22 protein-coding genes and 1 pseudogene are annotated in these 25,390 nt (G+C 69.2%); 13 read left to right on the forward strand and 10 right to left on the reverse strand.

Annotation, left to right across the window (positions count from 1 at the left end):
• The first annotated feature begins 187 nt into the window (after positions 1-187).
• Together ABAZ39_RS01815 and ABAZ39_RS01820 are read left to right on the forward strand one after the other, a co-directional pair.
• A complete protein-coding gene (locus ABAZ39_RS01815; RefSeq protein WP_247881605.1) occupies positions 188-841 on the forward strand; it encodes a DTW domain-containing protein in 654 nt (217 codons plus the stop codon).
• 296 nt (positions 842-1,137) lie between these two features.
• Positions 1,138-1,716 (forward strand): tyrosine phosphatase family protein, encoded by a 579-nt coding sequence (locus tag ABAZ39_RS01820; protein ID WP_038526139.1) that lies wholly within the window; start codon positions 1,138-1,140, stop codon positions 1,714-1,716.
• 21 nt (positions 1,717-1,737) lie between these two features.
• Here the strand turns inward: ABAZ39_RS01820 and ABAZ39_RS01825 are convergent, their stop codons facing one another.
• Together ABAZ39_RS01825 and ABAZ39_RS01830 are read right to left on the reverse strand one after the other, a co-directional pair.
• Positions 1,738-4,911: an error-prone DNA polymerase gene (locus ABAZ39_RS01825; protein WP_038526143.1), complete on the reverse strand. Its 3,174-nt coding sequence runs from the start codon at positions 4,909-4,911 to the stop codon at positions 1,738-1,740.
• Between the two features lie 10 nt (positions 4,912-4,921).
• On the reverse strand, positions 4,922-6,451 hold the full coding sequence (locus ABAZ39_RS01830) for a Y-family DNA polymerase (protein ID WP_038526146.1): 1,530 nt from the start codon (positions 6,449-6,451) through the stop codon (positions 4,922-4,924).
• A gap of 167 nt (positions 6,452-6,618) precedes the next feature.
• On the opposite strand from ABAZ39_RS01830, the gene ABAZ39_RS01835 reads away from it, so the two are divergent.
• From ABAZ39_RS01835 to ABAZ39_RS01845, 3 genes are all read left to right on the forward strand, one after another.
• Positions 6,619-7,140: a hypothetical protein gene (locus ABAZ39_RS01835; RefSeq protein ID WP_038526149.1), complete on the forward strand. Its 522-nt coding sequence runs from the start codon at positions 6,619-6,621 to the stop codon at positions 7,138-7,140.
• Between the two features lie 105 nt (positions 7,141-7,245).
• Positions 7,246-7,809 (forward strand): HupE/UreJ family protein, encoded by a 564-nt coding sequence (locus ABAZ39_RS01840; protein ID WP_014239383.1) that lies wholly within the window; start codon positions 7,246-7,248, stop codon positions 7,807-7,809.
• Positions 7,810-7,927: 118 nt separating this feature from the next.
• Positions 7,928-9,034, forward strand: coding sequence for a TAXI family TRAP transporter solute-binding subunit (locus tag ABAZ39_RS01845; protein ID WP_014239385.1), 1,107 nt, complete (start codon positions 7,928-7,930; stop codon positions 9,032-9,034).
• A 13-nt stretch (positions 9,035-9,047) separates the two neighbouring features.
• On the opposite strand, the gene ABAZ39_RS01850 is transcribed toward ABAZ39_RS01845, so the two are convergent.
• Positions 9,048-9,707 carry a glutathione S-transferase family protein gene (locus tag ABAZ39_RS01850; protein ID WP_038526151.1) on the reverse strand — a complete coding sequence of 220 codons (660 nt, stop codon included), beginning with the start codon at positions 9,705-9,707 and terminating at the stop codon, positions 9,048-9,050.
• Between the two features lie 190 nt (positions 9,708-9,897).
• Between ABAZ39_RS01850 and ABAZ39_RS37635 the strand changes: the two are divergent.
• The 6 genes and pseudogenes from ABAZ39_RS37635 to ABAZ39_RS01870 all read left to right on the forward strand — a co-directional run.
• Positions 9,898-9,960: pseudogene (locus ABAZ39_RS37635) on the forward strand (hypothetical protein); the annotation flags it as partial.
• 49 nt (positions 9,961-10,009) lie between these two features.
• On the forward strand, positions 10,010-11,263 hold the full coding sequence (locus ABAZ39_RS01855; RefSeq protein ID WP_372684153.1) for a leucyl aminopeptidase family protein: 1,254 nt from the start codon (positions 10,010-10,012) through the stop codon (positions 11,261-11,263).
• Positions 11,264-11,406: 143 nt separating this feature from the next.
• Positions 11,407-12,429: a flagellar motor switch protein FliG gene (fliG, locus tag ABAZ39_RS01860; RefSeq protein ID WP_014239388.1), complete on the forward strand. Its 1,023-nt coding sequence runs from the start codon at positions 11,407-11,409 to the stop codon at positions 12,427-12,429.
• Positions 12,430-12,757: 328 nt separating this feature from the next.
• Complete coding sequence (locus tag ABAZ39_RS36015) at positions 12,758-13,012, forward strand: CopG family ribbon-helix-helix protein (RefSeq protein ID WP_038526152.1); 255 nt, start codon at positions 12,758-12,760, stop codon at positions 13,010-13,012.
• Positions 13,009-13,188, forward strand: a complete 180-nt coding sequence (locus tag ABAZ39_RS35375) for a type II toxin-antitoxin system RelE/ParE family toxin (protein WP_144243445.1) — start codon at positions 13,009-13,011, stop codon at positions 13,186-13,188. The genes ABAZ39_RS36015 and ABAZ39_RS35375 overlap by 4 nt, the downstream gene beginning before the upstream one ends.
• A 261-nt stretch (positions 13,189-13,449) precedes the next feature.
• Complete coding sequence (locus ABAZ39_RS01870; protein ID WP_038526155.1) at positions 13,450-13,890, forward strand: MarR family transcriptional regulator; 441 nt, start codon at positions 13,450-13,452, stop codon at positions 13,888-13,890.
• Between the two features lie 12 nt (positions 13,891-13,902).
• Here the strand turns inward: ABAZ39_RS01870 and ABAZ39_RS01875 are convergent, their stop codons facing one another.
• Complete coding sequence (locus ABAZ39_RS01875; RefSeq protein WP_038526158.1) at positions 13,903-14,829, reverse strand: 2-hydroxyacid dehydrogenase; 927 nt, start codon at positions 14,827-14,829, stop codon at positions 13,903-13,905.
• 55 nt (positions 14,830-14,884) lie between these two features.
• Here ABAZ39_RS01875 and ABAZ39_RS01880 point away from each other — a divergent pair, with 55 nt between their 5' ends.
• On the forward strand, positions 14,885-15,523 hold the full coding sequence (locus ABAZ39_RS01880; RefSeq protein WP_038530502.1) for a pseudouridine synthase: 639 nt from the start codon (positions 14,885-14,887) through the stop codon (positions 15,521-15,523).
• A gap of 212 nt (positions 15,524-15,735) precedes the next feature.
• On the opposite strand, the gene ABAZ39_RS01885 is transcribed toward ABAZ39_RS01880, so the two are convergent.
• The 5 genes from ABAZ39_RS01885 to ABAZ39_RS01905 form a co-directional block, all read right to left on the reverse strand.
• Positions 15,736-17,373 carry an ABC transporter ATP-binding protein gene (locus ABAZ39_RS01885; protein WP_038530505.1) on the reverse strand — a complete coding sequence of 546 codons (1,638 nt, stop codon included), beginning with the start codon at positions 17,371-17,373 and terminating at the stop codon, positions 15,736-15,738.
• A gap of 49 nt (positions 17,374-17,422) precedes the next feature.
• Positions 17,423-18,535 carry an ABC transporter permease gene (locus tag ABAZ39_RS01890; protein ID WP_038526161.1) on the reverse strand — a complete coding sequence of 371 codons (1,113 nt, stop codon included), beginning with the start codon at positions 18,533-18,535 and terminating at the stop codon, positions 17,423-17,425.
• 186 nt (positions 18,536-18,721) lie between these two features.
• A complete protein-coding gene (locus ABAZ39_RS01895) occupies positions 18,722-19,831 on the reverse strand; it encodes a microcin C ABC transporter permease YejB (RefSeq protein ID WP_038526163.1) in 1,110 nt (369 codons plus the stop codon).
• Between the two features lie 29 nt (positions 19,832-19,860).
• Positions 19,861-21,747 (reverse strand): extracellular solute-binding protein, encoded by a 1,887-nt coding sequence (locus tag ABAZ39_RS01900; protein WP_038526166.1) that lies wholly within the window; start codon positions 21,745-21,747, stop codon positions 19,861-19,863.
• Positions 21,748-21,840: 93 nt separating this feature from the next.
• Positions 21,841-23,640, reverse strand: coding sequence for an extracellular solute-binding protein (locus tag ABAZ39_RS01905; RefSeq protein ID WP_247881606.1), 1,800 nt, complete (start codon positions 23,638-23,640; stop codon positions 21,841-21,843).
• 215 nt (positions 23,641-23,855) lie between these two features.
• Here ABAZ39_RS01905 and aqpZ point away from each other — a divergent pair, with 215 nt between their 5' ends.
• Positions 23,856-24,596: an aquaporin Z gene (gene aqpZ / locus ABAZ39_RS01910; RefSeq protein WP_014239399.1), complete on the forward strand. Its 741-nt coding sequence runs from the start codon at positions 23,856-23,858 to the stop codon at positions 24,594-24,596.
• A gap of 245 nt (positions 24,597-24,841) precedes the next feature.
• Here aqpZ and ABAZ39_RS01915 read toward each other — a convergent pair whose 3' ends face one another.
• Positions 24,842-25,378, reverse strand: a complete 537-nt coding sequence (locus ABAZ39_RS01915) for a hypothetical protein (RefSeq protein WP_038526172.1) — start codon at positions 25,376-25,378, stop codon at positions 24,842-24,844.
• Positions 25,379-25,390 lie beyond the last annotated feature (12 nt).

Consider the following 25,390-nt stretch of genomic DNA (forward strand, 5'->3'; position numbering starts at 1 on the left):
TTTAATGCGCCCGGTTTCTTTTTCAGGCCCCGTTTCTTTTTTGAGGCCCGTTCCTTTTTTCGGATGGGAAGCTCATAGTCCCCGCCTCCCGCTTTTTCCGCCGATGTTCCTTCTGCCGAGACCGACCATGCACGCCGAACCCTGCCCCACCTGCCTAAAACCTATGCATTTGTGCGTTTGCGAGGCGGTGGAGCCGATCGACAACGCCGTCTTCCTGCTCATCCTCCAGCACCCGCAGGAGAAGCGCGAGACGCTGGGCACCGCGCAGATCGCCCATCTCCAGTTCAAGAACTCCGCGCTTAAGGTCGGGCTGAGCTGGTCGAACCTGAAGCGCATCCTGGGGCGCGAGGTCGATTACAAGCGCTGGGGCGTGCTCTATCTCGGCCCGGTCAAGCAGGGCGCCGGCCCCTTGCCAGAGGTGTCCGTGGTGGACAAGGGCGGCGTCCCGCAGAAGGACAGCGAGCTGGTGCTGGGCGACCTGGAGGGCGTCATCGTCCTGGACGGCACCTGGAGCCAGGCCAAGACGCTGTGGTGGCGCAACCCGTGGCTCCTGAAATGCCGCCGCATCGTGCTGAACCCGCAGTTCCGCTCCCTCTACGGGCAGGCCCGCAAGGAGCCGCGACGCGACAGCGTGTCGACCCTGGAGGCCGCTGCTTTCCTGCTGTCGCGGCTGGAGGCCGAACCGGCGGTCCTCGACCGCGCGCTGAAGCCCTTCGCGCTGCTGCTGAAGAAGCTGCGCGCCCCGCGCCCGCGTCCCGTTCTGCCGCCCCGCGCGGGGACGACGGAGCCCGCTGCGGAGATGGCCCTAAATCAGGCCCAGGATCAGAACGAGGCGGAATAATCCGCACCTCTTCCGGGATCGCCCTTTCCGGGTAAGCCCCCCTCGAGCAGGGCGGCCGTGGCAACCAATGCGCTGTTGCGCTGTTGGGGATTGCATCGGCCGCTCGGGCCTCAACCAAGGGAGCGATCCATGAAGGGCGTTTTGCTGTGGCTTGTCGGTATTCCCATTCCGATCATTCTTCTGCTGTACCTGTTCAACGTCCTCTGATCGGGCCTCTGATCGGCTTGACGGCACGGACCGGCGGCGCCACATGCGAACCGCGCCGCCCTCCGCGCGCACGGCAAGAGACGAGGACCATGGCCCGCGATTTCGTTCCCTTCGGACTGACCGTCTGCGGCATCGAGGAGCTGAACGGCTTCTGCGAGGCCGGCGTGACCCACGTCCTGTCGATCCTCGACCCCGGCCACCCGGAGCCGACCGCCTTCGGCTCTTACGGTGAGCACAAGCGGCTGGAACTGCGCTTCCACGACATCATCGACCCCTACATGGGGCAGTCCCTGCCGCAGCGCGCGGATGTCGAGCGCATCCTGGCCTTCGGGCGCGACCTGATGACCGAGCCGACCGGGGTGGGTGGGCTGCTGGTCCATTGCCACGCCGGCATCTCGCGCTCGACCGCCGCCCTGACCATGATCCTGGCCCAGGCCAGCCCCGACCGCCCCGCCGCCGAGGCGATGGCCGCCGTGGTCGGCATCCGCCACAAGGCGTGGCCCAACCTGCGCATGATCGAATTCGCCGACGAGATCCTGGAGCGCCGGGGCGAACTGGTCGCCGCCGTCCGCGCCCGCCATCGGAGCTACGGCCTGGAGCGTCCCGATCTGGTCCAGTTCATGATCGACAACGGCCGGGTGCGCGAGGTCGCGGACCTGATCGACTGACCGTTCCTTTCCAACCGTTCCTCAGCGGAAATTCCGCCCCTCCGGGAAGACCGCGGCGGCGGAGCGGTTGGGCAGCGCGTCGGGGTCGGTCAGGTCGCGCAGCCGATGCGTCAGGTCGCTCAGCCGCTCGACGCGCAGGTGGATGACCTCGCCGCCCTCGTCGTTGGGCTTGCCGCTGCGCTCCACCCGGCCGGTGGCGGCGATCAGGCGGGCGCCGATGATCGTCTTGCGGAATGTCTCGAAGACGTCCGGCATGATGACGAGGTTGGCGATGCCGGTCTCGTCCTCCAGCGTGATGAAGACCACGCCCTCGGCGCTGCCCGGCCGCTGCCGGACCAGCGCCAGCCCCGCCACGGTCAGCCGCGTGCCGGCCCGCACCGTGCCCAGCCGTTCGGTCGGGGCCACGCCGGCAAAACCGTCGCGCAGCAGCGCCATGGGATGCGCCTTCAGCGACAGGCACAGGCTGCCGTAGTCCATCACCACATGCTCGCCCAGCGCCATGGCCGGCAGGAGGGCCTGGGGCTCGTCCTGGGCGGAGTCGGCGAGGCCGGCGAACAGGGGCAGCGGCTGCGCCCCCAGCGCCTTCACCGCCCACAGCGCGGCGCGCCGGTCCAGCCCGACGGAGCGGAAGGCGTCGGCCTTGGCCAGCCGTTCCAGCCCGGCGACCGGCATCTGTGCCCGGCGCCACAGATCGTAGGGATCGCGGTAGCCCGCCCCACGGCACAGCACGAGTTGATGCGCGTCCTTTTCGTCCATCCCGCGGACGAGCCGCAGGCCGAGGCGCAGGGCATGCTTTATTCCCTCTCCCGCCCCGGGAGAGGGTGACAGCGGTTCCAGCGTGCAGTCCCAGTCGGAGGCGTTCACGTCCGGGGGCAGAACGGTCACCCCATGCTCGCGGGCGTCGCGGACGATCTGGGCGGGGGCGTAGAAGCCCATGGGCTGGCTGTTCAGCAGGGCCGCGGCAAAGACGTCCGGGTGATGGCACTTCATCCAGGCCGACACATAAGCCAGCAGGGCGAAGCTCGCCGCGTGGCTCTCGGGGAAGCCGTATTCGCCGAACCCCTCGATCTGCTGGAAGCAGCGCTCGGCGAAGGCGCGGTCGTAGCCTTTCCCGACCATGCCCTCGATGAACCGGTCGCGGAAAAGCTGGACCTCTCCGGTCTTGCGGAAGGTCGCCATGGCGCGGCGCAGCCGGTCGGCGTCCTCCGCGCTGAAGCCGGCGCCGACGATGGCGATCTGCATCGCCTGTTCCTGGAACAGCGGCACGCCCAGCGTCCTCTTCAGCACCGCTTCCAGGTCGGGAGATGGGTAGGTGACCAATTCCTCCTTGTTGCGGCGGCGCAGGTAGGGATGGACCATGTCGCCCTGGATCGGACCGGGGCGCACGATGGCGACCTGGATCACCAGATCGTAGAACTTTTTGGGCCGCAGGCGGGGCAGCATGGACATCTGCGCCCGGCTTTCCACCTGGAAGACGCCCAGGCTGTCGGCCCGGCACAGCATGTCGTAGGTCGCCGGGTCCCCCTGCGGCACCGTCGCCAGCGTCAGGTCGCGGTCATAATGCCGCTTCAATAGATTGAAGCCACGGTGCAGGCAGGTCAGCATCCCCAGCGCCAGCACGTCCACCTTCAGGATGCCCAGCGCGTCGATGTCGTCCTTGTCCCATTCGATGGTCGTGCGGTCCTTCATGGCGGCGTTGGCGATGGGGCACAGGTCGCTCAGGGGGCCGCGGGTGATGACGAAGCCGCCGACATGCTGCGACAGGTGGCGGGGAAAGCCGATCAGCTCCTGCGCCAGTTCCAGCGTCTGGCGGAGCCGCGGGTCGTCGGGGTCGAAGCCGTATTGCCGGGCGCGCTCCCCGTCCACGCCGTGGCGGCTCCAGCCCCAGACGGAGGAGGACAGCCGCGCCACCAGATCGGCGGACAGGCCCATGGCCTTGCCGACCTCGCGGATGGCGCCGCGGGCGCGGTAGCGGATGACGGTGGCGGTCAGCCCGGCCCGCTCGCGCCCGTATTTTTCGTAGATGTACTGGATGACCTTCTCGCGCTTCTCATGCTCGAAATCCACGTCGATGTCCGGCGGCTCGTTGCGGGCCGAGGAGATGAAGCGCTCGAACAGCAGCTTGAAACGAGCCGGGTCAATCTCCGTGATATGAAGGCAATAGCAGACGGCCGAATTGGCCGCCGAGCCGCGCCCCTGGCACAGGATGCCCTTTGAGCGGGCGTAGCGCACGATGTCGTGCACCGTCAGGAAATAGGGCGCGTAATCAAGTTGACCGATCAGCGTCAATTCGCGGTGCAGGGTCTGCGCCACCGTCTCCGGCACGCCGTCCGGATAGCGCTGGACCGCTCCGGCCCAGGTCAGGTCGGTCAGCGTCTCCTGCGGACTCCGCCCGACCTCCGCCACCTCGTCCGGGTATTCGTAGCGCAGCTCCTCCAGCGAGAAGAGGCAGGCGGCGGCGATCTCCACCGTGCGCGCGACCGCGTCGGGGTGGCGTTGGAACAGGCGGGCCATCTCCACCCCGGCCTTCAGGTGCCGCTCGGCGTTGGCCGACAGGCGCCAGCCCGCCTCGTCGATGGTCGTGCCGCTGCGGATGCAGGTCATCACGTCGGCCAGCGGGCGGCGGTCGGGCGTGTGGTAGAGCACGTCGTTGGTCGCCACCAGCGGCACCCGCTCCGCCTCCGCCAGCCCGCCCAGCCAGGACAGCCGCCGCTGGTCGTCGCCGCGGTAGCGGTGGCTGGCGGCGAGGTGCAGGCGGTTCCCCAGATCGTTGCGCCAGCCGCGCAGCGCGTGGAAGAACGCGGGGTCGCGCTGGTCCGGCGGCACCAGCAGGAACAGCATCCCCTCCGCATGGTCCAGCACGTCGGCGCGGGCGATGAAGCAGGCCCCCTTGGGCGCCCGCCGCTTGCCCAGCGTCAGCAGCCGCGACAGCCGCGCGTAGGCCGCCCGGTCGGTGGGGTAGGCGAGCAGGCTGTCCGCGTCGGTCAGGTCGAGCCGGCAGCCGACGATCAGGCGCAGCCCGTGCTTGCGGGCGGCGGTGTGCGCCTGCACCACCCCGGCCAGCGAGTTGCGGTCGGTCACCGCGACGGCGGCGTGGCCGAGGCCGGCGGCGGTCAGCGCCAGCTCGTCCGGGTGGGACGCGCCCTCCAGGAAGGTGAAGCTGGTCGAAACCTGGAGTTCGGCGTAGGGGGTCATGGCGCTCCCGTCATCCGAAGAAGCCGTGCAGGAACCACAGCGCCGCCACGCCGGGCCGGTACAGCCCCTGCCGATAGACCCAGAAGCGGCGGCCGGCCTCGTCCTCGACGCGGTAATAGTCGCGGGGCTCGCCGTCGCGTCGCCACCATTCGGCCTCGATCCGCTCCGGCCCGTCGGCACGGCGGATGCGATGCTGGACGCCGCGCCAGAGGAACATCACCGGCGGGTCGTCGGGAACCAGGGCCATGGCTTCGATGGGCTCCGGCGGGGCGAGCAGCCGCACCGGGCGGGGGCGGTCGGTCGGCCACAGCGCACCGCCGGAGGCCTCCGAGAAGGCCGAGGCGGGGGCCACGCTGCGCTCCGGCAGCCAGCTTTGCCGCGGGACCAGCCGCAGCACCGCCCGCTCCCCCAGCCGGTTGCCCAGCCGGTCCATCAGCTCGCCCAGCTCCGGCTGCCCGTCCATGCCCCCATCCGTTGTGCCGTCCAGCGCGGCCTGTGCGGCGGCGAGCGGGCCGGCCTCGGTGGCCGACAGCACCATCAGCTCCAGACCGGGGCCGGGTTCCACGCGGTCGAGTTTCTGGGCGAACAGCCGCATCAGCGCGTCCGGGCGGCGCACCGGGTGGCCGGTGCCGATAACCAGCGTCTGGGGCGCGTCCTCCAGCCGTCGGTCGACCCGATGCAACTCCAGCCGTAGCCGGCGGGCGCCCTCGCCGGTGTTCTCCAGCCCGGCGCAGAGGGCGGTCAGCAGGCGGCGCAGCGCCTCGGCGATGGCCTCGGCGGTGGTGATCGGCTCGGGCAGGGCGAGGCGGACGCTGTGCGGCGGCACCGGCAGGCGGGGAGACAGCGGCTCGTCCAGCCGCCCGTAGGCCTGATCGAGCCGTCGCAGCAGTTCCGGCCCGAAGCGGGCGGCCAGCGTGGCGCGGGGGAGGGCATGCAGATCCCCGATCCGCCGCAACCCCACCGCGGCCAGACCGTCCACCGTGGCGGCGGGCAGACGCAGCGCGGCGACGGGGAGGGGGGAGAGATCGGGGAGCGCTTTGCCCCCCCCGCCGAACCGCGCCAGCGCCCAGGCCGCCGCGGGCGTGTCGGCCACGGAAATCCGCGACTCGAAGCCCGCCGCGGTCAGGCGGGCGGACAGGTCGGCGGCCACGGCCTCCTCCCCGCCGAACAGGTGGGCGCAACCGGTGATGTCCAGCGCCACCCCGTCGGGGCCGTCCGGGGTGGTCCAGGGGGTGTAGCGCGTGCACCAGCCGGCGATCCGCTCCAGCAGGTGGGCGTCCGACTCGGGCTCGGCGTCGAAGACGGCCAGGGCGGGCTCAATGGCGCGGGCGTCGGCCAGACTCATGCCGGGATGCACCCCGGCCTCCGCCGCGGCGCGGTTGACGGCGGCCACGCCCAGCCGCCCGCGCTCGGCCAGGATGGCGGCCAGGGGATGGTCGCGCCGCTCCGGATGGCGGCGGCTGTGGGCGTCGGTGGGCAGCCGCGGCAGCCACAGGGACAGGATGCGCCGCGCCGTCCGTTCAGCACCCCCTTTCCCCATGCCACCCTCCCTGCACCGCTCGTTTCGTCAATCGTTTCAACTCGAACAAAACAAGAACATTCTAGCGGCAAAAGCCGGCGGTTGGGAGTCCCCTTACGGCCTCACCAAGAAGGGGGAGGTCGCCGGGAGGGCCTTGTCCCGTCTCCGCGGGACACGACATGGTTGGTATGACACCGATCCGCCCCACCGCCGTGTTCCTGCCCGTCGCCGTCGCGCTCGCCGCCCTTGCGCTGGGGGCCTGCGCGCCGGATGTGCACGACGAGATGCCGGGACGGGCCCAGGCGGCCCCGCCGGTGTCCGCGCAAGGCGGCGGGCTGAAGACGCTGCGCCAGATTCAGGCGGAGGAGAATGCCCGCCCGACTCCCGCACCGCGGCCGGAGCCTGCACCCGCTCCGCCGCAAAAGCTCTCCGACGCCTCGCAAACGCCCAACCAGCCGCCGCCGGTGCGTCGCCGCGGCAGTTCGTCCCCGCCGCCGCCGCCCATCGACCAGCCGGCCACCCCCGCCCTGCCGGAGCCGGGCTCCACCCAGGGGCTGACCGACCGCGCCAAGCGCGACCTGATGAGTCCGGAGGTCGACCGGTTGCGCACCGAGGACGCCATGGGCCGGCTCGACCCGTTGCAGCAGCGCGACCTGCTCCGCAAGCAGCAGGACCTCCGCCAGTACGGTCCTGGCCCCCTGGGTTACTGATCTCCCGGTTCTTGAAGCCCGCCACCCTGGTCACTTGACCCCACCCCGCGCAGCGGCCATACCGGCCCGGTGCTGGGCAGAGGCGTTGGGGAAAAGGGGTGGGGGATGGTGGCGATCCGGTCGGTTCTTCTGGCGCTCGCATTGATCGGCGCCGGTGCCGCGCCCGCGCTGGCGCGGATGACGGTGACCGGGCCGTTCGGCACCGGCCTGACCGAACCCGTGTGGGTGTTGCAGCATCTGCTCGGCTTCCTCGCCATCGGGCTGTGGAGCGGGCAGAACGGCGGCCCTTCCGTCTGGCAGCTTCCGGTGGCGGCGCTGACCGCGGTGCTGGCCGCCGGGCTGGCCGCGCAGATCGGCATCCGTCTGCCCTACGCCGCGGAAGGGCTGTCGGCGTCGTTGATCCTGATGGGCGGGCTGGTCGCCTTCGGACTGAAGGTGCCGCTGGCGCTGGGGGTGCTGACGGTCGCCGCGGCGGGGGCTTTCCACGGCTATGTGCATATGGGCGGGCCGCTGTTCTGGGCCGGGCTGTCGTCTGGCGTGCTGCTGGTCATCGGCGCCGGGCTGGGCCTGTCGGTGGCGGTGGGGCAGGCGGCGTCGGGCCGGGTCGTGCAAATGTGTGGCGGCGCGGTAGCACTCGCCGGGGTTCTTGATCTGGCGGGCGTCTTTTAAGGCCCCGACGCCTTGAAAAAGCCGGGCTGCGGGTATTCTTGTAAGAGCGTGTCCAACACACGCCGCCGATGGCCCATGCCGCCGGAACGGCTGGCCAGCAGGAAAGGTGGACCCGCCGGTGCCGCGCGCAGGAGCCAACCCCCGCCTTTCCGACGCCCGCCTTTCCCCCCAGGGCCTTCCCAGCCGCCGCCATGTGTTGGCCGGCATCGCCGGGGGCGCTCTCCTGGGCCTGCTGCCGCGGGGTGCCGTGGCGCAGGACATCCGCTATTTCCGGATCGGCACGGGCACCACGTCGGGCACCTATTTCCCGATCGGCGGGCTGATCGCCAACGCCATCTCCAACCCGCCCGGCTCGCGCCCCTGCGACCGCGGAGGAAGCTGCGGCGTGCCGGGGCTGATCGCGGTGGCCCAGGCCACGCTCGGCTCGGTGGAGAACATCGAGCTGTTGCGCTCGGGGGCGGTCGAGGCCGGGATGTCCCAGGCCGACATCGCCTATTGGGCCTACACCGGCTCCGGCATCTTCCACGGCAAGGCGCCCTTCGAAGGGCTGCGCTCCATCGGTATGCTCTACGCGGAGGCGATCCAGCTCGTCGTGCGCGCCGACAGCGACCTGCACGGCGTGGCCGACCTGAAGGGAAAGGCCGTCTCGCTGGGGGAGGAGGGTTCCGGCGTGCTGGTGGAGGCGCGGGCGATCCTCGACGCCTTCGGCGTGAAGGAGGCGGAGCTGCGGCCCCCGGCCTACCTGAAGCCCGGCACCGCAGCGGACCGGCTGGCCAAGAAGGAGCTGGACGCCTTCTTCATGGTCGGCGGTTTTCCGGTAGCGGCGGTGACCGATGTGGCGAACCGCGAGCCGATCCGCCTGATCCCGCTCGACGGTGACATGGCCGACCGGCTGCGCATCCGCCAGCGCTTCTACATGGACCAGACCATCCCCGCCGACACCTACCCCGGCGTGCCGGAGATCCACACGCTGGGGGTGGGGGCGGAGTTGCTGGTCCGCGCCGACCGCGACCCCGCCCTGATCCACGGCGTCACCAAGGCGCTGTGGCACGAGAACACCCGCCGCCTGCTGATCGAGGGCCACCCCAAGGGGCGCAGCTTCGACGCCACCAAGGCGGTCGCCAACGTTTCCGTTCCGCTGCATCCGGGCGCCGAGCGCTACTACCGCGAGGTCGGGCTGATCGGCAACGCCGCCAACGAGCCGACGGGCGGAGCGACGCCCTGACCGCTTTCGGCTGTCAGATGGTCCGTTCGTCGGCGTAGATGTCCCACGGCTCGGCCTTGGCGGCGGCCACCCATTCCACCATGGCCGGCAGCTCCATCACCGCCCGCGCGTAGTCGCCGCACAGCCCGTCCATCTCGACCCCGTAGGTGAGAAGGCGCGTCACCACCGGCGCGTACATGGCGTCGGCGATGGAGAAGTCGCCGAACAGGAAGGGGCCGCCCGCCCCGAAGCGGGCGCGCGTGTCGCGCCACAGGGTGAAGACGCGGGCGATGTCGGCCTCGCTCTCGGCGTTGCGGCCCACGCCGGGGCGGAAGGCCTTCAGGTCCATGGACATGTGGGTGCGCAGGCCGACGAAGCCCGAATGCATCTCCGCCGAGACCGACCGCGCCACCGCGCGGGCGTGGGCGTCCGCTGGCCAGAGGGCGGCCTCGGGGAAGGACTCCGCCAGATACTCGCAGATCGCCAGCGAATCCCAGATCACCCGATCGCCGTGCCGCAGGCAGGGCACCCGGCCGGAGGGCGAATGCTCGGCGATGCGGGCCGCGGTGTCGGGCTGGCGCAGCGGGATCATGATCTCCTGGAAGGGCCGGCCGGTCCGCTTCAGCGCCAGCCAGGGCCGCAGGGACCAGGAGGAGAAGGCCTTGTTGCCGATGACCAGCGTCAGGTCGTCCATGGATGCGCCTCGGGAGCGAAAGGAGAGGGGGGCGGAGCATGCCTGTCCCGCGACCTTGCGGCAAGCCGGCACGCAATCCCCCTTTTCAGGGGCGCCCCGGCGCGCCATGCTTTCCTTCATTGTTTCCGTTTCCTGACGAAGGACGCCCGCCTTGCTCGCCACCCTGCTCGCCACGGCCGGCCCCGGCACTGTGACCATCACCCCGCTGAACAAGGCCGGCCTCGCCACGTGGCTGGAAGGCCAGCCGCCCGCCACCGCGGCCTGGGTGAAGGCCGTGAACTTCACGGCGGAGGCCGGCACCATTGCCTTTTTTGCCGGGGGCCTTCCTGCCGGGGGAGGGCGGGGCGGTCGCCCGCGTGCTGGCCGGCGTGTCGGCGCTGGACGACCTGTGGGGTCTCGCCGGTCTTCCCAGCGGCCTGCCGCCGGGGAACTACCAGCTGGATGAGGCGGTGGACGCCGCGCTCGACCGCCGCGCTGCCACCCGTCTGGCCCTGGGCTGGGCGCTGGGCAGCTACCGCTTCGGACGCTACAAGGCGTCGGAGAAGTCCTTCGCCAACCTCGTCTGGCCCAAGCACGCCGACCAGGGCGAGGTGCAGCGCACCGCCACCGCGACCTATCTGCTGCGCGACCTCGTCAACACGCCGGCCAACGACCTCGGCCCGGCGGAACTGGCCGAGGTGGCCCATGCCGTGGCGGAGGAATTCGAGGCCGGGCTGGACGTGATCGTCGGCGACGACCTGCTCGACCGTGACTATCCGGCCATTCACGCGGTGGGCCGGGCCAGTCCGCGCGCGCCGCGGCTGATCGACCTGCGCTGGGGCAACCCGACGCACCCGAAGGTGACCATCGTCGGCAAGGGCGTCTGTTTTGACAGCGGCGGCCTGGACATCAAGCCGTCGTCGGGCATGCTGCTGATGAAGAAGGACATGGGTGGGGCGGCGCACGCCCTGGCGCTGGGCCGAATGGTGATGATGGCGGGGTTGCCGGTGCGGCTGCGCGTTCTGATCCCGGCGGTGGAGAACGTGATCTCCGGCAACGCCTTCAAGCCGATGGACGTGCTGAAGACGCGCAAGGGGCTGAGCGTGGAGGTCGGCAACACCGACGCCGAGGGCCGGCTGATCCTGTGCGACGCGCTGGCCGAGGCGGATTCCGACAAGCCCGCCCTGCTGATCGACTTCGCCACCCTGACCGGGGCCGCCCGCGTCGCGCTGGGGCCGGACCTGCCGGCGCTGTTCGCCAACGACGACGCCCTCGCCAACGACCTGCTGGCCGCCGGGGAGGAGCAGAGCGACCCGCTGTGGCGCCTGCCGCTGTGGGCGCCCTACCGCAAGGGGCTGGACAGCAAGGTGGCCGACCTCAACAACGTGACCAGCAACGGCATGGCGGGGGCGATCACCGCCGGTCTGTTTCTTCAGGAGTTCGTGTCGAAGGACACGCCCTGGGCGCATCTCGACACCTTCGCCTGGAACAGCGGCGCCCGCCCCGGACGCCCGGAGGGCGGCGAGGCGCTGGGCCTGCGCGCGGCCTATGCGGTCATCGCCAAGCGGTTCGGGTGACAGAGCGGTTCAACAAGCGGCATATGGTTAAAATTGTCACCCCCGCGGGCGTCGCGGGGGTGGCGTGCCGATTCGGAAAGGACTAAAACCTTCGGGTAGGACCGGTGGACTCGGGTGCCGGCCGGGTTTTTGGAGGCGGATACATGGCGCTGAAGGTTCGTGAGGATTATCGCACCCTCACCGGTCCGGAGAAGGCGGCCATCCTGATGCTGGCGCTGGGCGAGGAGCATTCGTCCAAGCTGTTCGCGATGATGGACGACGAGGAGATCAAGGAGCTGTCGCAGGTGATGGCGAACCTCGGCACCGTCTCCGCCAACCTGATCGAGCGCCTGTTCGTCGAATTCGCGGAGCAGATGTCGGCCACCGGCTCGCTGGTTGGTTCCTTCGACTCCACCGAACGCCTGCTGCTGAAGACGCTGCCCAAGGACAAGGTCGACTCCATCATGGAGGAGATCCGCGGTCCGGCCGGCCGCACCATGTGGGACAAGCTGGCCAACGTCAACGAATCGGTCCTGTCCAATTACCTGAAGAACGAATACCCGCAGACCGTGGCGGTGGTGCTGTCGAAGATCCGCCCGGAACACGCCGGCCGCGTGCTGACCCAGCTGCCGGAGAGCTTCGCGATGGAGGTCATCATGCGCATGCTGCGCATGGAGGCCGTGCAGAAGGAGGTTCTGGACGACGTGGAGCGCACGCTGCGCACCGAGTTCATGACCAACCTCGCCCGCACCAGCCGCCGCGACAGTCACGAAATGCTGGCGGAAATCTTCAACGGCCTGGACCGCACGACCGAGCACCGCTTCATGGCCGCCCTGGAGGAACGCAACCGCGACAGCGCCGAGCGCATCAAGTCGCTGATGTTCACCTTCGAGGACCTGTCCAAGCTCGACCCCTCCGGCGTCCAGGCCCTGCTGCGCAGCGTCGACAAGCAGAAGCTCGCCACCGCCCTGAAGGGCGCGTCGGAGACGCTGAAGGACCTGTTCTTCTCCAACATGTCCGAACGCGCGGCGAAGATCCTGCGCGAGGACATGGCCGCCATGGGCCCTGTCCGCGTCCGCGAGGTGGACGAGTCCCAGATGTACATGGTCCAGCTCGCCAAGGACTTGGCGGCCCGCGGCGAAATCGTCATCTCCGAAGGCAGCGGCGAGAACGAGTTGATTTACTGAGCGGGTTCCCGACGAGGTGCCCCCACCCTCCCCATACTCGCGCATGGGTTCCCTCCCTCCCCAGCTCTCAGCGGACCAAAGGTCCGCCTGCCGCGTCAGCGCAAACCAAAGGTTTGCGCGAGAGCTGCGCAGGGGAGGGCGTTGTCCGAAGCCAGCGGAGTTCCCTCCCCTGCGTCAGCGGGGGAGGGTGAGGGAGGGGGCGCCCGCCCCCGCGATACACTCCTCCACCTGCGACACCCTGACCGATCGACAGGAATCTCCATGGCCCTTGAAAGCCTATTGGAGCCGCATACCCTTTCTCCAGCATTCACCCCAGCGGGGCGCACCGATGTCCGAACCGGTATCCGTGACCATTCGCGTGGATGGAAAGACAGCCGAAGCGCTCGACCGACTTGCGCGGGCGACGGCGCACGATCCGGCTTGGCATGTCGAGCGCGCGGTCGAGAGTTACCTTGCCGACCAGTGTGAGGCGTTCGAGGACATCCGCCGGGCTGTCGCCGATGCCGATGAGGGTGACTTCGCCAGTGACGACGAGGTCGAAAACGCGTTTGCCTCTTTCGGCCAGCCTTTGAGGGCGCAGTGAAGGTCCGCTATCTGCGCGGTGCCCTTCGAAACATCGACGACATTTCCCGTTACGTCCGCGAGCACAATCCCGCCGCCGCAGTGCGCATCGCGCAGCGCATCCGTCAGTCTGTGGCGCTGATCGCCGAGCGGCCAACATTGGCAAGCCGGGCATTTTTCCAGGCACGCGGGAACTGAAGCTGTCCGATCTTCCTTATCGGATCGTCTATCGGGTGACGGTGTCCAATGACATGGATGCCCAACTGGAGATCCTGCGGGTGCATCACATCCGCCGCCAGCCGCCTCCGCCCGACTGGGCGTGAGCCTCCCGCGACACCCTGACCGATCGATCCGGCTGCGAAACGCTTGCCTGTCCGGGCCGGGTTGGGGGACACTCCTTCGCCGCGCGTTCCGAATGCGGGGGCCTTCGGGGCAAGGGACGCGGCACGGGGGGAAAACATGGCACGGAACCTGAAAGCGCTCGGCCTGTGGCGGACGGCTCTGATCGCCAGCGTCCGGCAGGATGGGCCGGACCTGTCGGCGCGGCAGATGGCCATCATGCTCCAGGTCTATCTGACCGATCCGCCGCACACCGTGCGCGGTCTGGCGGCGACGCTGAACATCTCCAAGCCCGCGGTGACCCGCGCGCTCGACCGGCTGTCGCTACTCGGCTTTATCAAGCGCAAGCGCGACGTCGAGGACAAGCGCAGCGTCCTCGTCCAGCGCACCGTGAAGGGCAGCGTATTCCTGTCCGATTTCGCCGAGCTGGTGGTCGCCGCGGGCGCCGTGGCGCCGGAGGACATGGCGGTCATCCGCGCCGAGGAGGAGGTGGCTGCCTCCGCCAAGGCGCGGCTGGAGGCGCAGTTGGGCGCCTCCGGACCCGTGGTGGTGCCTGCCTGACCGCCGCCGTTTTCAATAGCCCTGGCTGCGGTCTACGAGGTTCGGCAGGGGGCGCCCCTCGCGGAACGCGGTGATCGCCTCGGCCACCACCGCGGCGGAGCGCGAGGGATGGGTGATGGCGGCAACGTGCGGCGTCACATGCACCTTCGGGTGGGTCCAGAAGGGATGGCCGGCGGGCAGCGGCTCCTCCGCGAACACGTCCAAGCTGGCACCGGCGATGTGCCCGCTCTCCAGCGCCGCCAGCAGATCGTCCTCCACCAGATGCCCGCCGCGGGCGGCGTTGACGACCACCGCCCCCTTGGGCAGAGCGGCGAACAGCTTGCGGTTCAGCAGGCCGCGCGTCTCCGCCGTCAGCGGCAGCAGGCAGACCAGCAGGTTGCACTGCCCGAGCATCGCCGCCAGCCCGTCGGGTCCGGAAAAGCTCTCCACCCCCGGCAGCGTCTTCGGCGTGCGGCTCCAGCCCAGCACGCGGTAGTCCATGCTCAGCAGCGTCTTGGCCGAGGCCATGCCCAGCTCGCCCATGCCCAGGATGCCGACGCTGACCTCCGACGCCGGGCAGGGGTCCAGCGGCTCCCACCGCCCGGCCTGCTGGAGCGCCTTGTACTCGTCGAGGAGCCGGTGCCAGCGCAGCACCTGGAGCGCCACATAGCCGGCCATGTCCACCGTCAGCCCCTCCGACACCATGCGGACCAGCGGCACCTCGGGCAGGGTGGGGTCGAGCAGCAGCGATTCCACCCCGGCGCCCAGCGACACGATCAGCTTCAGGTTCGGCAGGGTGGCGAGCAGCCCGTGCGGCGGCTTCCACACCAGCGCCATCTCGATGTCCGCCGGGTTCCCCATCTCGGGCCACACCCGCACCTCCAGGCCGGGCAGGCGGGCGTCCAGCTCGCTCAGCCAGCGGTCGGAGCGGTCGGTGGTGGAGCAGAAAAGCAGCGTCACGGTGCAAACCCCTGTAGTGTTGTCGTTGTTCGTCTCAAACCCGTTCGAGCCAACCGTGCCCCGTCTGATCCTGCTGAACAAGCCCTATGGCGTGCTGCCGCAATTCACCGATGAGCAGGGGCGTCCGACGCTGGCCGACCATGTGCCGGTGAAGGGGGTCTACGCCGCCGGGCGGCTGGACCGCGACAGCGAGGGGCTGCTGGCGCTGAGCGACGACGGCGCGCTGATCGCCCGCATCGCCTCGCCCAAGCACAAGCTGCCCAAGATCTACTGGGTGCAGGTGGAGGGCGTCCCGACCGAGGAGGCGTTGCAGCGCCTGCGCGATGGGGTGACGCTCAACGACGGGCCGACCCTGCCCGCCGAGGCCCGCCGGATGGCGGAGCCGGGCGGCCTGTGGCCGCGCGACCCGCCCGTGCGCTTCCGCGCCGCCATCCCGACGAGCTGGATCGCCCTGACCCTGCGGGAGGGGCGGAACCGTCAGGTGCGCCGCATGACCGCCGCGGTCGGCTTCCCGACCCTGCGGCTGATCCGCTGGTCCATCGGCGATTGGACGCTGGACGGTCTGGCGCCCGGCCAATGGCGCGAGGTGACGGTGCCGGGGCGGGAATCCCCGAAGGCGCCGCCGCATCGGCCGAAGGCGCCGCCCGGCAACACGAAGGCGAAGCGCCCGCGGAGCCAAGGCAATCGCACTTGACCCTCATAGCCCTCTCCCCTCTGGGGAGAGGGTGGCCCGCAGGGCCTCTCGCGCTGGCTGAAAGCCAGCGCTGACGGCGGCAGGCGGATGCCTCTGGCATCCGCTGAGAGCCGGTGAGGGGGATGGGCGTGGCAGGTACGTCCGGCACAAGCGCAACCCCCTCACCCTAACCCTCTCCCCAGAGGGGAGAGGGGACATTGAATGCGATTGCGCTACATCCGCACGGCGTCGGACTTGACGGCTTCCAGGTTCAGTGCGGCGGCGAGCAGGGCGCGGGTGTATTCCTCCCGCGGCTCCTCGAAGATGCGGCGGGTGGGGCCCTGCTCGACGACCTTGCCGTCTTTCATGACAATGACGTGGCTGCTGAGCGCCCGCACCACCCGCAGGTCGTGGCTGATGAAGAGGTAGGCGAGGTTGTTGCGCGCCTGGATGTCGCGCAGCAGATCGACGATCTGCGCCTGCACCGACATGTCGAGCGCGCTGGTCGGCTCGTCCAGGACGACGAATTTCGGCTTCAGCACCAGGGCGCGGGCAATGGCAATGCGCTGGCGCTGGCCGCCGGAGAACTCGTGCGGGTAGCGGTGGCGGCTGGACGGGTCGAGCCCCACCTCCTCCAGCGCCTTTGCCACCATGGCGTCGCGTTCGGCGCCGGAGCCGATGCCATGGATCGTCAGCCCCTCGCCGATGATCTGGCCGACCGACAAGCGGGGCGACAGGCTGCCGTAGGGGTCCTGGAAGACCACCTGCATCTCCCGCCGCAGCCCGCGCAGCTTCTTCGCCTGCCAGCCCTGGATGTCCTTGCCGTCGAAGCGGATCGCCCCCTCGCTGGCGTGCAGGCGCAGCAGGGCGAGGCCCAGCGTCGTCTTGCCGGAACCGGACTCGCCGACCACCCCGACCGTGTGCCCCTGCCGCACGTTGACCGACACGCCGTCCACGGCGCGGACGTGATCGACGGTGCGGCGCAGCAGGCCCTTCTTGATGGGGAACCAGACCTTGAGGTTGTCGGCGGCCATGACCTCCGGCGCGTCGGCGGGCGGGGTCAGCGGGTCGCCCTTCGGCTCCGCGGCCAGGAGCTTGCGCGTGTAGGCGTGCTGCGGGCGGGCGAAGATGTCGGCGACGTCGGCCTGCTCGACGATCTCGCCCTGGTTCATCACGCAGACCCGGTCGGCCATCTTGCGCACCACGCCCAGGTCGTGGGTGATGAGCAGCAGCGCCATGCCGAAGCGGCGCTGGAGATCCTTCAGCAGCTCCAGGATCTGCGCCTGGATGGTGACGTCCAGCGCGGTGGTCGGTTCGTCGGCGATCAGCAGATCGGGCTCGTTGGCGAGCGCCATGGCGATCATCACGCGCTGGCGCTGGCCGCCCGACAGCTCGTGCGGGTAGGCATTCAGCCGCTTTTCCGGGCTGGGCAGCCCGACCAGCCGCAGCAGCTCCAGCGTGCGCTTGCGCGCGGCGGCGCGGGACAGGCCCTTGTGCAGGAACAGCGTCTCGTTGATCTGCCGCTCGATGCTGTGCAGCGGGTTCAGCGAGGTCATCGGCTCCTGGAAGATCATCGCGATGCGGTCGCCGCGCACGTTGCGCAGCACCTTCTCCTCCGCCCCCACCAGCTCGGTCCCGCGGAAGCGGATGGAGCCATGCGGGTGGCGCGCCATGGGGTAGGGCAGCAGTTGCAGGATCGACAGGGCGGTGACCGACTTGCCCGACCCGGACTCGCCGACCAGCGCCAGGGTTTCCCCCTTGGCGATGTCGAAGGACACGCCCTTCACCGCGTGCATCGCCCCGCCGCCCGAGCGGAACTCGACATGCAGGTTGCGGACCTGGAGGAGATCGTCGGTCCCATTGGTCGTCATGTCGGTCATGGGCGGTTCCGCCTTCTTGGGCTGGTGGTCGTCGGGGACATCATTCCGCGGCCTTCTGCGCCACCGCGCCCGCCTCGTTGGCGGTTCCGGTGGCGGTGGAGAGCTGGCCGATGGTCTTGCGCGGGTCGAAGGCGTCGCGCACCGCCTCGCCGATGAAGATCAGCAGGCTCAGCATGATCGCCAGCACGAAGAAGGCGGTCAGGCCCAGCCAGGGCGCCTGGAGGTTCGCCTTGCCCTGGGCCAGCAGCTCGCCCAGCGAGGGGGAGCCGGGGGGCAGGCCGAAGCCCAGGAAGTCGAGCGCCGTCAGGGTGGTGATGGAGCCGTTCAGGATGAAGGGCAGGAAGGTCAGCGTCGCCACCATGGCGTTGGGCAGCACGTGGCGCACCATGATCGTCGCGTCGGTGGCGCCCAGCGCGCGGGCGGCGCGCACATAGTCGAAGTTGCGCGCCCGCAGGAACTCCGCCCGCACCACATGGACCAGCGAGGTCCAGGAGAACAGAAGCAGCAGGCCGAGAAGCCACCAGAAGTTCGGCGTCACCACACTGGACAGGATGATGAGCAGGAACAGGGTGGGCAGGCCCTGCCAGATCTCGATGAAGCGCTGGAACAGCAGGTCGGTGATGCCGCCGAAGTAGCCCTGGACCGCCCCCGCCATGATGCCGACGACCGAGGAGAAGGCGGTCAGCACCAGCCCGAACAGCACCGAGATGCGGAAGCCGTAGATCAGCCGCGCCACCACGTCGCGCCCCTGGTCGTCGGTGCCCAGCCAGTTGTCGACCGACGGCGGGGCCGGGGCGGGGACCGGCAGATTGTAGTTGATGGTGCGGTAGCCGTAGGGGATCGGCGGCCAGACGATCCAGCCCTTTTCCTCGATCAGCTGGCGCACATAGGGGTCGCGGTAATCGGTCTCCGTCTCGAACTCGCCGCCGAAGGTGGTCTCCGGGTAGGCGGTGAAGACGGGCCAATAGAGCGCGTTGTCGTATTTGATGAGCAGAGGGCGGTCGTTCGCGATGAACTCCGCGCCCAGCGACAGGGTGAACAGCACCAGGAAGATCCAGAAGGACCAGAAGCCCCGCCGGTTCGCCCGGAAATTCGCCAGCCGCCGCCGGGTGAGCGGCGTGACGCGCAGGCCGAGGAAGCGGTCGCCGCTCATGGGCACCCCCTCCGACGGGCATTTGCCCTCTCCCCTCTGGGGAGAGGGGAGGGTGAGGGGGTTGCGCGTGGCGGTGCGTCCGGCAAATGCGCGCGCGTGGCGGTGCGTCCGGCAAATGCGCAACCCCCTCACCCCAACCCTCTCCCCGGGGGGGAGAGGGGGAAAATGCGGATGTTTCGAGGTGCATCACACCCTCCGCGCTTCGAAGTCGATGCGGGGATCGACGGCGACATAGGTCACATCGCCGACGAGGTTCATGATGAGCCCCAGCAGCGTGAAGAAGTACAGCGTGCCGAACATCACCGGATAGTCGCGGTTGATCGCCGCCTCGAAACCCAGCAGCCCCAGCCCGTCCAGCGAGAAGATCACCTCGATCAGCAGGGCGCCGGTGAACAGGATGCCGATGAAGGCGCCGGGGAAGCCGGCGATGACGATCAGCATGGCGTTGCGGAAGATGTGGCCGTAGAGCACCCGCCGCTCCGCCAGCCCCTTGGCGCGGGCGGTGACGACATACTGCTTGTTGATCTCCTCCAGGAAGGAGTTCTTGGTCAGCATGGTCAGCCCGGCGAAGCCGCCGATCACCATGGACAGCACCGGCAGCACCATGTGCCACATGTAATCGAGGATCTGTTGCCACCAGGGCAGGCTCGCCCAGTTGTCCGACACCAGCCCCCTCAGCGGGAACAGGTCGAAATAGCGCCCGCCGGCGAAGACGACGATCAGCAGCACGGCGAACAGGAAGCTGGGGATGGCGTAGCCGACGATGACCACGCCGGAGGTCCAGACGTCGAAGGGCTGGCCGTCGCGCACCGCCTTGGCGATGCCCAGCGGGATCGACACCAGATAGACGATCAGTGTCGTCCAGATGCCCAGCGAGATCGACACCGGCATCTTCTCGATCACCAGATCGACGACGCTGCGGTCGCGGAAATAGCTCTTGCCGAAATCGAACATCAGATAGTTCGACATCATGTGGATGAAGCGCTCGTGCAGCGGCTTGTCGAAACCGAATTCCTTCTCAAGCTGCTTGATGAATTCCGGGTCGAGCCCCTGGGCGCCGCGGTAGCGGCTGCCGGTGTCGCCGCCCTGGGCCTGCTGCGCCGCCGGGCCGCCGGTCTCGCCGCCGCCGGTGCCGCCGATGCGGGCGGTCGCCTCCACGGCGGTGCCCTGGACGCGGGCGATCATCTGCTCGATGGGACCGCCGGGGGCGATCTGCACGATCAGGAAGTTGATGACCATGATCCCGAACAGCGTCGGGATGATCAGCAGCAGACGGCGGATGATGTAGGCCAGCATCGCGCGGGTTCGCCTTTCTGTTTGCCGTCTCAGGGCGCCGCGCGGCGGGCCGTGTTGGCGAGCTTCGCGTTCTTGTCGGGATCGACCCACCAGGTGTCGGTGAAGGCCAAGCCGTATTTGGGCGCAACCGCCGGATGGGAGAAACGGTTCCAATAGGCAACGCGCCGCACGTCGTCGTGCCATTGCGGGATGACGTACCAGCCCCACAGCAGCACGCGGTCGAGCGCGCGGGTCGCCGTGATCAGGCTCTCGCGGTCGGGGGCCTGGATCACCCGGTCGATCAGCGCGTCGACCACCGGGTCCTTGATGCCGGCCAGATTGCGGCTGCCCGGCTGGTCGGCGCGGGCCGCCTGCCAGTAGTCGCGCTGCTCGTTGCCGGGCGAGGTCGATTGCAGGATGCGCTGGATGACCATGTCGAAGTCGTAGCGGTCGATCCGGTTCTGGTACTGGGCGGTGTCCACCACGCGGATGGCCGCCTCGATCCCGGCGCGCTCCAGGTTGCGGACGAAGGGCTGGACGATGCGGTCCATGTCCGGCTGCACCAGCAGGATCTCGAAGCGCATCGGCTCGCCGGTCTTGGCGTTCAGCAGCTTGTTGCCCTTCAGCTCCCACCCGGCCTCCTTGAGCAAGGAGAGCGCCGTGCGCAGGTTCGGGCGGATGTTGCCGGACCCGTCGGTCTGCGGCGGTTCGAAGGGCTTGGTGAAGACCTCCTCCGGCACCTTGCCGCGGAACGGCTCCAGCAGTTTCAACTCCTCCGGCGAGGGCAGACCGGTGGAGGCCAGCTCGGAGTTGGAGAAGAAGCTCTTGGTGCGTTGGAACAGCCCGTAGGACAGGTTCGCCCGCGTCCATTCATAGTCGAACAGGTGATTCAGCGCTTCGCGCACCTTGCGGTCGGCGAAGACCGGGCGGCGGCTGTTGAAGACGAAGGCCTGCATGCCCTGCGGGTCCTGGTGTTTGATCTCCTCGCGGACGATGTGGCCGTCGCGGACCGCGGGCACGTCGTAGCCGGTCACCCAGTTCTTCGACGAATGCTCCACCCGGAAATCGATGGCCCCGGCCTTGAAGGCTTCGAACACCACGTCGAGGTCGCGGTAATAGTCGAAGCGGATGCGGTCGAAGTTGTAGCGCCCGCGGTTGACCGGCAGGTCCTTGGCCCACCAGTCCTGCACCCGCTCGAAGACGAGGGAGCGGCCGGGCTGCACCTCGACGATCCGGTAGGGGCCGCTGCCGACGATGGGGTCGAGCGTGGTGCTGGCGAAGTCGCGCACCCCGGAGCCGTTTCCTTCGAACACATGCTTCGGCAGCACCGGCAGCTGGCCCATGATGACCGGCAGTTCGGGGTTGCCGCCGTCGCGGAAGGTGAAGGTGACCGTACGCTCGCCCGTCTTCTCCGCCTTCGTCACGTCGGCGTAGTAGGTGCGGTAGAGCGGGTGGCCCTTGTCGCGCAGCGTCTCGAAGCTCCAGACCACGTCGTCGGCGGTCACCGGCGCCCCGTCGTGGAAGCGCGCCTGCGGGCGCAGCGTGAAGCGCACCCAACTCCGGTCCTCGGCGACGGTGATGGTCTCGGCGAGCAGCCCGTAGCGGGTCAGCACCTCGTCCCCGCTCTCCACCGTCAGCGTGTCGAAGGGCAGGCTGGCCCCCGCGGCGGTCGACCCGCGCAGGATGAAGGGGTTCAGGCTGTCGAAGCTGCCGTAGGTCGCCAGCTTGATCTCGCCGCCCTTGGGGGCGTCGGGGTTGACGTAGTCGAAATGCTGGAAGTCCGGCCCGTATTTGGGCGTCCCATGGGCCGTGACGGCGTGCCCCCCCGTTTTCAGGGCGGCCTCCGGTTGGGCGGATTGGGCACGGGCCGTGGCGAAGGGTTCCGCCAGATACAGGCACATGACCGCGGCCAGGATCGCTTTACCGGTCTTCCTCATGCCCCTCTCGGTCCTTATTGTTTCCGGTAAGGTAGGGTCTCCCTTGTGGCACAATCAAGGCGGAGCCTCGGCTTTAAGGGGCTGAACAGGCGATCAGGGCTTCACCCACCACGCCTCGGGGAAGCCGCTGTTGCGGAAGCCCAGATCGTATTTCGGCGTCGTCTCCGGGAAGCCCAGCGTCGTCCGGTAGGCGATCCAGTTGTCCGGGTTGTACCAGTGCGGCACCATGTAGAAGCCCCACAAAAGCACGCGGTCGAGCGCGCGGGTCGCCGCCTGGACGGACGCCAGATCCTTCGCCGCCAGCGCCTTTTCGATCATCGCGTCGGCCGCCGGTTCCTTGATGCCGGCGTAGTTGGCCGATCCCCGGACGTCCGCGGCGGCGGAGCCGAAGTAGCTGCGCAGCTCGGTCCCCGGCGGGGTGAAGAAATTGAAGTTCGCCACCACCACGTCGAAGTCGAACTCGTCGGTGCGCGCCTGGAACTGGGCGGTGTCGACCACCCGCAGCACCGCGTCGATGCCCGCCTTGCGCAGCGCCTCCACATAGGGCTGGATCACGCGGGTCAGCGCGCCGGTGCCGTCGAGGAACTCGATGCTCAGCACCTCGCCGGTCTTGGCGCTGGTCATCCGGCCGTTCTTCAGCTCCCACCCGGCCTCGCGGAACAGGCGCATGGCCTCGCGCAGGTTGTTGCGGTTGTTGCCGCTGCCGTCGGTCTTCGGCGGCTCGAAGGGGGTGGTGAAGACGCGCTCCGGCAACTGGGCGCGGAAGGGCTCCAGCAGGGCCAGCTCATCCGGCGTCGGCGGCCCCTTGGCGCCGAAGTCGGAGTTGGGGAAGTTGGAGGTGGTGCGGAGATACTGGCCGTACAGGATGTTCTTCTGAATCCATTCGAAGTCGAACAGATAGCCCAGCGCCTCGCGCACCCGCGGGTCGGCGAACTTGGCGCGGCGGGTGTTCAGGCGGAAGCCCTGGGCGCCCAGCGGCAGGTCGCTCTTCACCTCGACGCGGTTCACCCGGCCGTCCTTTGCCGCGGGGAAGTCGTAGCCGGTGGTCCAGCGCTGCGCCCGGTGCTCGGTGCGGAAGTCGTAGGCGCCGGCCTTGAAGGCCTCGAACATCACGTCGTCGTCGCGGTAGTAATCGACCTTAACGCTGTCGAAGTTGTAGAAGCCCCGCGCCGTCGGCAGGTCGCGGCCCCACCAGTCGGCCACCCGCTCGTAGGTGATCGAGCGGCCGGGATCGACGGTCCTGATGCGGTAGGGGCCGCTGCCCAGCACCGGCTCCAGCGTCGTCTTGGAGATGTCGCGCCCGTTGGCGGTCCACCAATGCTCGGGCTGGGGGGCGATGCTGGTGGCGAAGTCGATGATCGGCTTCATCTCCCCGGTGGTCCTCAGGGTGATCTTCAGCTGGTGCTCGTCCAGCGCCTCCACCGCGGCGACGCGGTCGAGGAAGGATTTCAGGAAGGGGTTGCCGTGCGCCTGGATGGAGTCCCAGGCGAAGACCACGTCGCCGGCGGTCACCGGCACGCCGTCATGCCAGCGCGCGTCCTTGCGCAGGTGGAAGACGGCCCAGCTCTTGTCGTCGGGCAGTTCCACGCTTTCCGCCAGCGACCCGTAGGCAGCGTCCATCTCCCAGCCGGAGCCGACCATCAGCGAGTCGGCGATCAGCCCCAGCGTGCGCGGGGTGACGCCGCGCAGGATGATCGGGTTCAGGCTGTCGAAGCTGCCCTGCGCAGCCAGGGTGATCTGTCCGCCCTTGGGGGCCTCCGGGTTGGCGTGTGGGAAATGGGTGAAGCCCGGCTTGAATTCCGGCTCGCCGAACTGCTTCAGGGCGGGGACGGTGACCGTTTCCGCTTGGACCCCGTTCGCCTGGATTGGCGCCGACAGCGCAAGGAGAGCCAAGAAAGCAGTCGTCCGGGCGGCAGCGAGAACTCGGCGCATCGTCGGTCCTGATGTGGTTGGGCCTGAGATGATAAGGCGGATCAGCCCTAGCATGTACGCGCCTAGCGGCGCGTCAAGTCCGCGTACGCAACGGTATCTTACGCCCGTCCGCTGGCGCCGGCCCGTCCGGGGGCGCAAAGAAGGCGGAAATGCGGCAAGCCCGACGAGGTGGTGACATGTCGATGGTCCGGCGCACGAGCGCGGAGTTTCTCGGCACCTTCTGGCTGGTCTTCGGCGGCTGCGGCAGCGCCGTGCTGTCCGCCGCCTTCCCGGAGGTCGGGATCGGGCTGACCGGCGTCTCCCTGGCCTTCGGGCTTACCGTGCTGACCATGGCCTACTCGGTCGGCCACATCTCCGGCTGCCACCTGAACCCGGCGGTCACGGTGGGGCTGTGGGCCGGCGGGCGCTTCCCGGCCAAGGACATCCTGCCCTATGTCATCGCGCAGGTGGTCGGCGCCTTCCTGGCGGCGATGGTGCTGTACGTCATCGCCACCGGCAAGGCCGACTGGTCGCTGGCCGCCAAGGGCCTGGCCGCCAACGGGTACGGGGAGCATTCGCCGGGCGCGTACAACCTCACCTCCGGCCTGCTGATCGAGGTGGTGCTGACCTTCATGTTCCTGATCGTCATCCTGGGCTCCACCGACCGGCGGGCGCCCGCGGGCTTCGCGCCGCTGGCCATCGGTCTGGCGCTGACGCTGATCCATCTCATCAGCATCCCCGTCACCAACACGTCGGTGAACCCGGCGCGCAGCACGGGGCCGGCGCTGGTCGTCGGCGGCTGGGCGCTGCAACAGCTCTGGGCCTTCTGGGTGGCGCCGCTGGTCGGCGGATTGCTCGGCGGGCTGGCCTACCGCGCGCTGGCCGAGGAGATGCCGCCCAAACCGGCCATCACTGGCGAGGCCCGGCCGTCTACCTGACCCTTTCCCTTCGGGTCCCTCCCGACTCAGCGGACCGTGCCCCTCCGGCGCGGTCCGTTTTTTATGGGGATATCCACGTCTTCCCGGCGGAAGTCACGGCCTTGTCGCGGGAACTTCGCGGGCGTCAACGGTTATTCTGAACACCCGTTGACGCACAGGGAGTATATCATGCGGCAGTTCGACCCCGATTCCAACCCGATGACCGACGAGGATTACGGCATCGTCCTCGGCCTGTTCATCGGCATCTACCTGGGGCTGCTGGCCGTCTCGCTGCTGCCCTGACCGGCGCGGGTCTTCTTCCAGTGGTCGGCCATACGCTCCATGAGCTGACGGTAGCGGCGGTCGGACCGCATCATCCGGCGCACCGCCTTGCCGTTGCGCGGGTCGGCGAGCATCCATTCCTCCGCGGCCATCTGGTGCTCCGGGTGGATGGACAGCATGTAGATCGCCGCCTGCTCCGGCTGCGTCACGGCCTCCTCCTTCAGCCCCTCCAGGATCGCCCCGACATAGAGCGGCAGGACGTTGCGGAAGTCCTCCGGCCCGGTGCCGTCCTGGCTGCCGTGGGAGGCGGCGTCGTCTCCGGCGCCCATCAGGGCGCGGCGCTCCTCCGCCGGCAGGGCGAAGAAGGCGTCCAGCCCCAGCAGCAGGTCGCAGACCGTCTTCTTGCGGACCATCCAGTTCGCCCCGCCCGACACCCGGCCGGCCAGCGAGTGCAGGAAGGGACGCAGCTTCTCCGGCGAGGTTTCGAAGACGGAGCGGGCGGGCGTGGCGATGGTTGCCATGGGCGTGGTTCT

The sequence above is a fragment of the Azospirillum argentinense genome, from assembly GCF_000632475.1.
Classification (GTDB): domain Bacteria; phylum Pseudomonadota; class Alphaproteobacteria; order Azospirillales; family Azospirillaceae; genus Azospirillum; species Azospirillum baldaniorum.

Excerpts from the sequence above, each read along its gene's own strand:
- ABAZ39_RS01820 (WP_038526139.1), top strand. The coding sequence starts at position 1,138 with ATGGCCCGCGATTTCGTTCCCTTCGGACTGACCGTCTGCGGCATCGAG.
- ABAZ39_RS01825 (WP_038526143.1), bottom strand. The coding sequence starts at position 4,911 with ATGACCCCCTACGCCGAACTCCAGGTTTCGACCAGCTTCACCTTCCTG.
- ABAZ39_RS01830 (WP_038526146.1), bottom strand. The coding sequence starts at position 6,451 with ATGGGGAAAGGGGGTGCTGAACGGACGGCGCGGCGCATCCTGTCCCTG.
- ABAZ39_RS01835 (WP_038526149.1), top strand. The coding sequence starts at position 6,619 with ATGACACCGATCCGCCCCACCGCCGTGTTCCTGCCCGTCGCCGTCGCG.
- ABAZ39_RS01840 (WP_014239383.1), top strand. The coding sequence starts at position 7,246 with ATGGTGGCGATCCGGTCGGTTCTTCTGGCGCTCGCATTGATCGGCGCC.
- ABAZ39_RS01850 (WP_038526151.1), bottom strand. The coding sequence starts at position 9,707 with ATGGACGACCTGACGCTGGTCATCGGCAACAAGGCCTTCTCCTCCTGG.
- fliG (WP_014239388.1), top strand. The coding sequence starts at position 11,407 with ATGGCGCTGAAGGTTCGTGAGGATTATCGCACCCTCACCGGTCCGGAG.
- ABAZ39_RS36015 (WP_038526152.1), top strand. The coding sequence starts at position 12,758 with ATGTCCGAACCGGTATCCGTGACCATTCGCGTGGATGGAAAGACAGCC.
- ABAZ39_RS01870 (WP_038526155.1), top strand. The coding sequence starts at position 13,450 with ATGGCACGGAACCTGAAAGCGCTCGGCCTGTGGCGGACGGCTCTGATC.
- ABAZ39_RS01885 (WP_038530505.1), bottom strand. The coding sequence starts at position 17,373 with ATGACGACCAATGGGACCGACGATCTCCTCCAGGTCCGCAACCTGCAT.
- ABAZ39_RS01890 (WP_038526161.1), bottom strand. The coding sequence starts at position 18,535 with ATGAGCGGCGACCGCTTCCTCGGCCTGCGCGTCACGCCGCTCACCCGG.
- ABAZ39_RS01895 (WP_038526163.1), bottom strand. The coding sequence starts at position 19,831 with ATGCTGGCCTACATCATCCGCCGTCTGCTGCTGATCATCCCGACGCTG.
- ABAZ39_RS01900 (WP_038526166.1), bottom strand. The coding sequence starts at position 21,747 with ATGAGGAAGACCGGTAAAGCGATCCTGGCCGCGGTCATGTGCCTGTAT.
- aqpZ (WP_014239399.1), top strand. The coding sequence starts at position 23,856 with ATGTCGATGGTCCGGCGCACGAGCGCGGAGTTTCTCGGCACCTTCTGG.
- ABAZ39_RS01915 (WP_038526172.1), bottom strand. The coding sequence starts at position 25,378 with ATGGCAACCATCGCCACGCCCGCCCGCTCCGTCTTCGAAACCTCGCCG.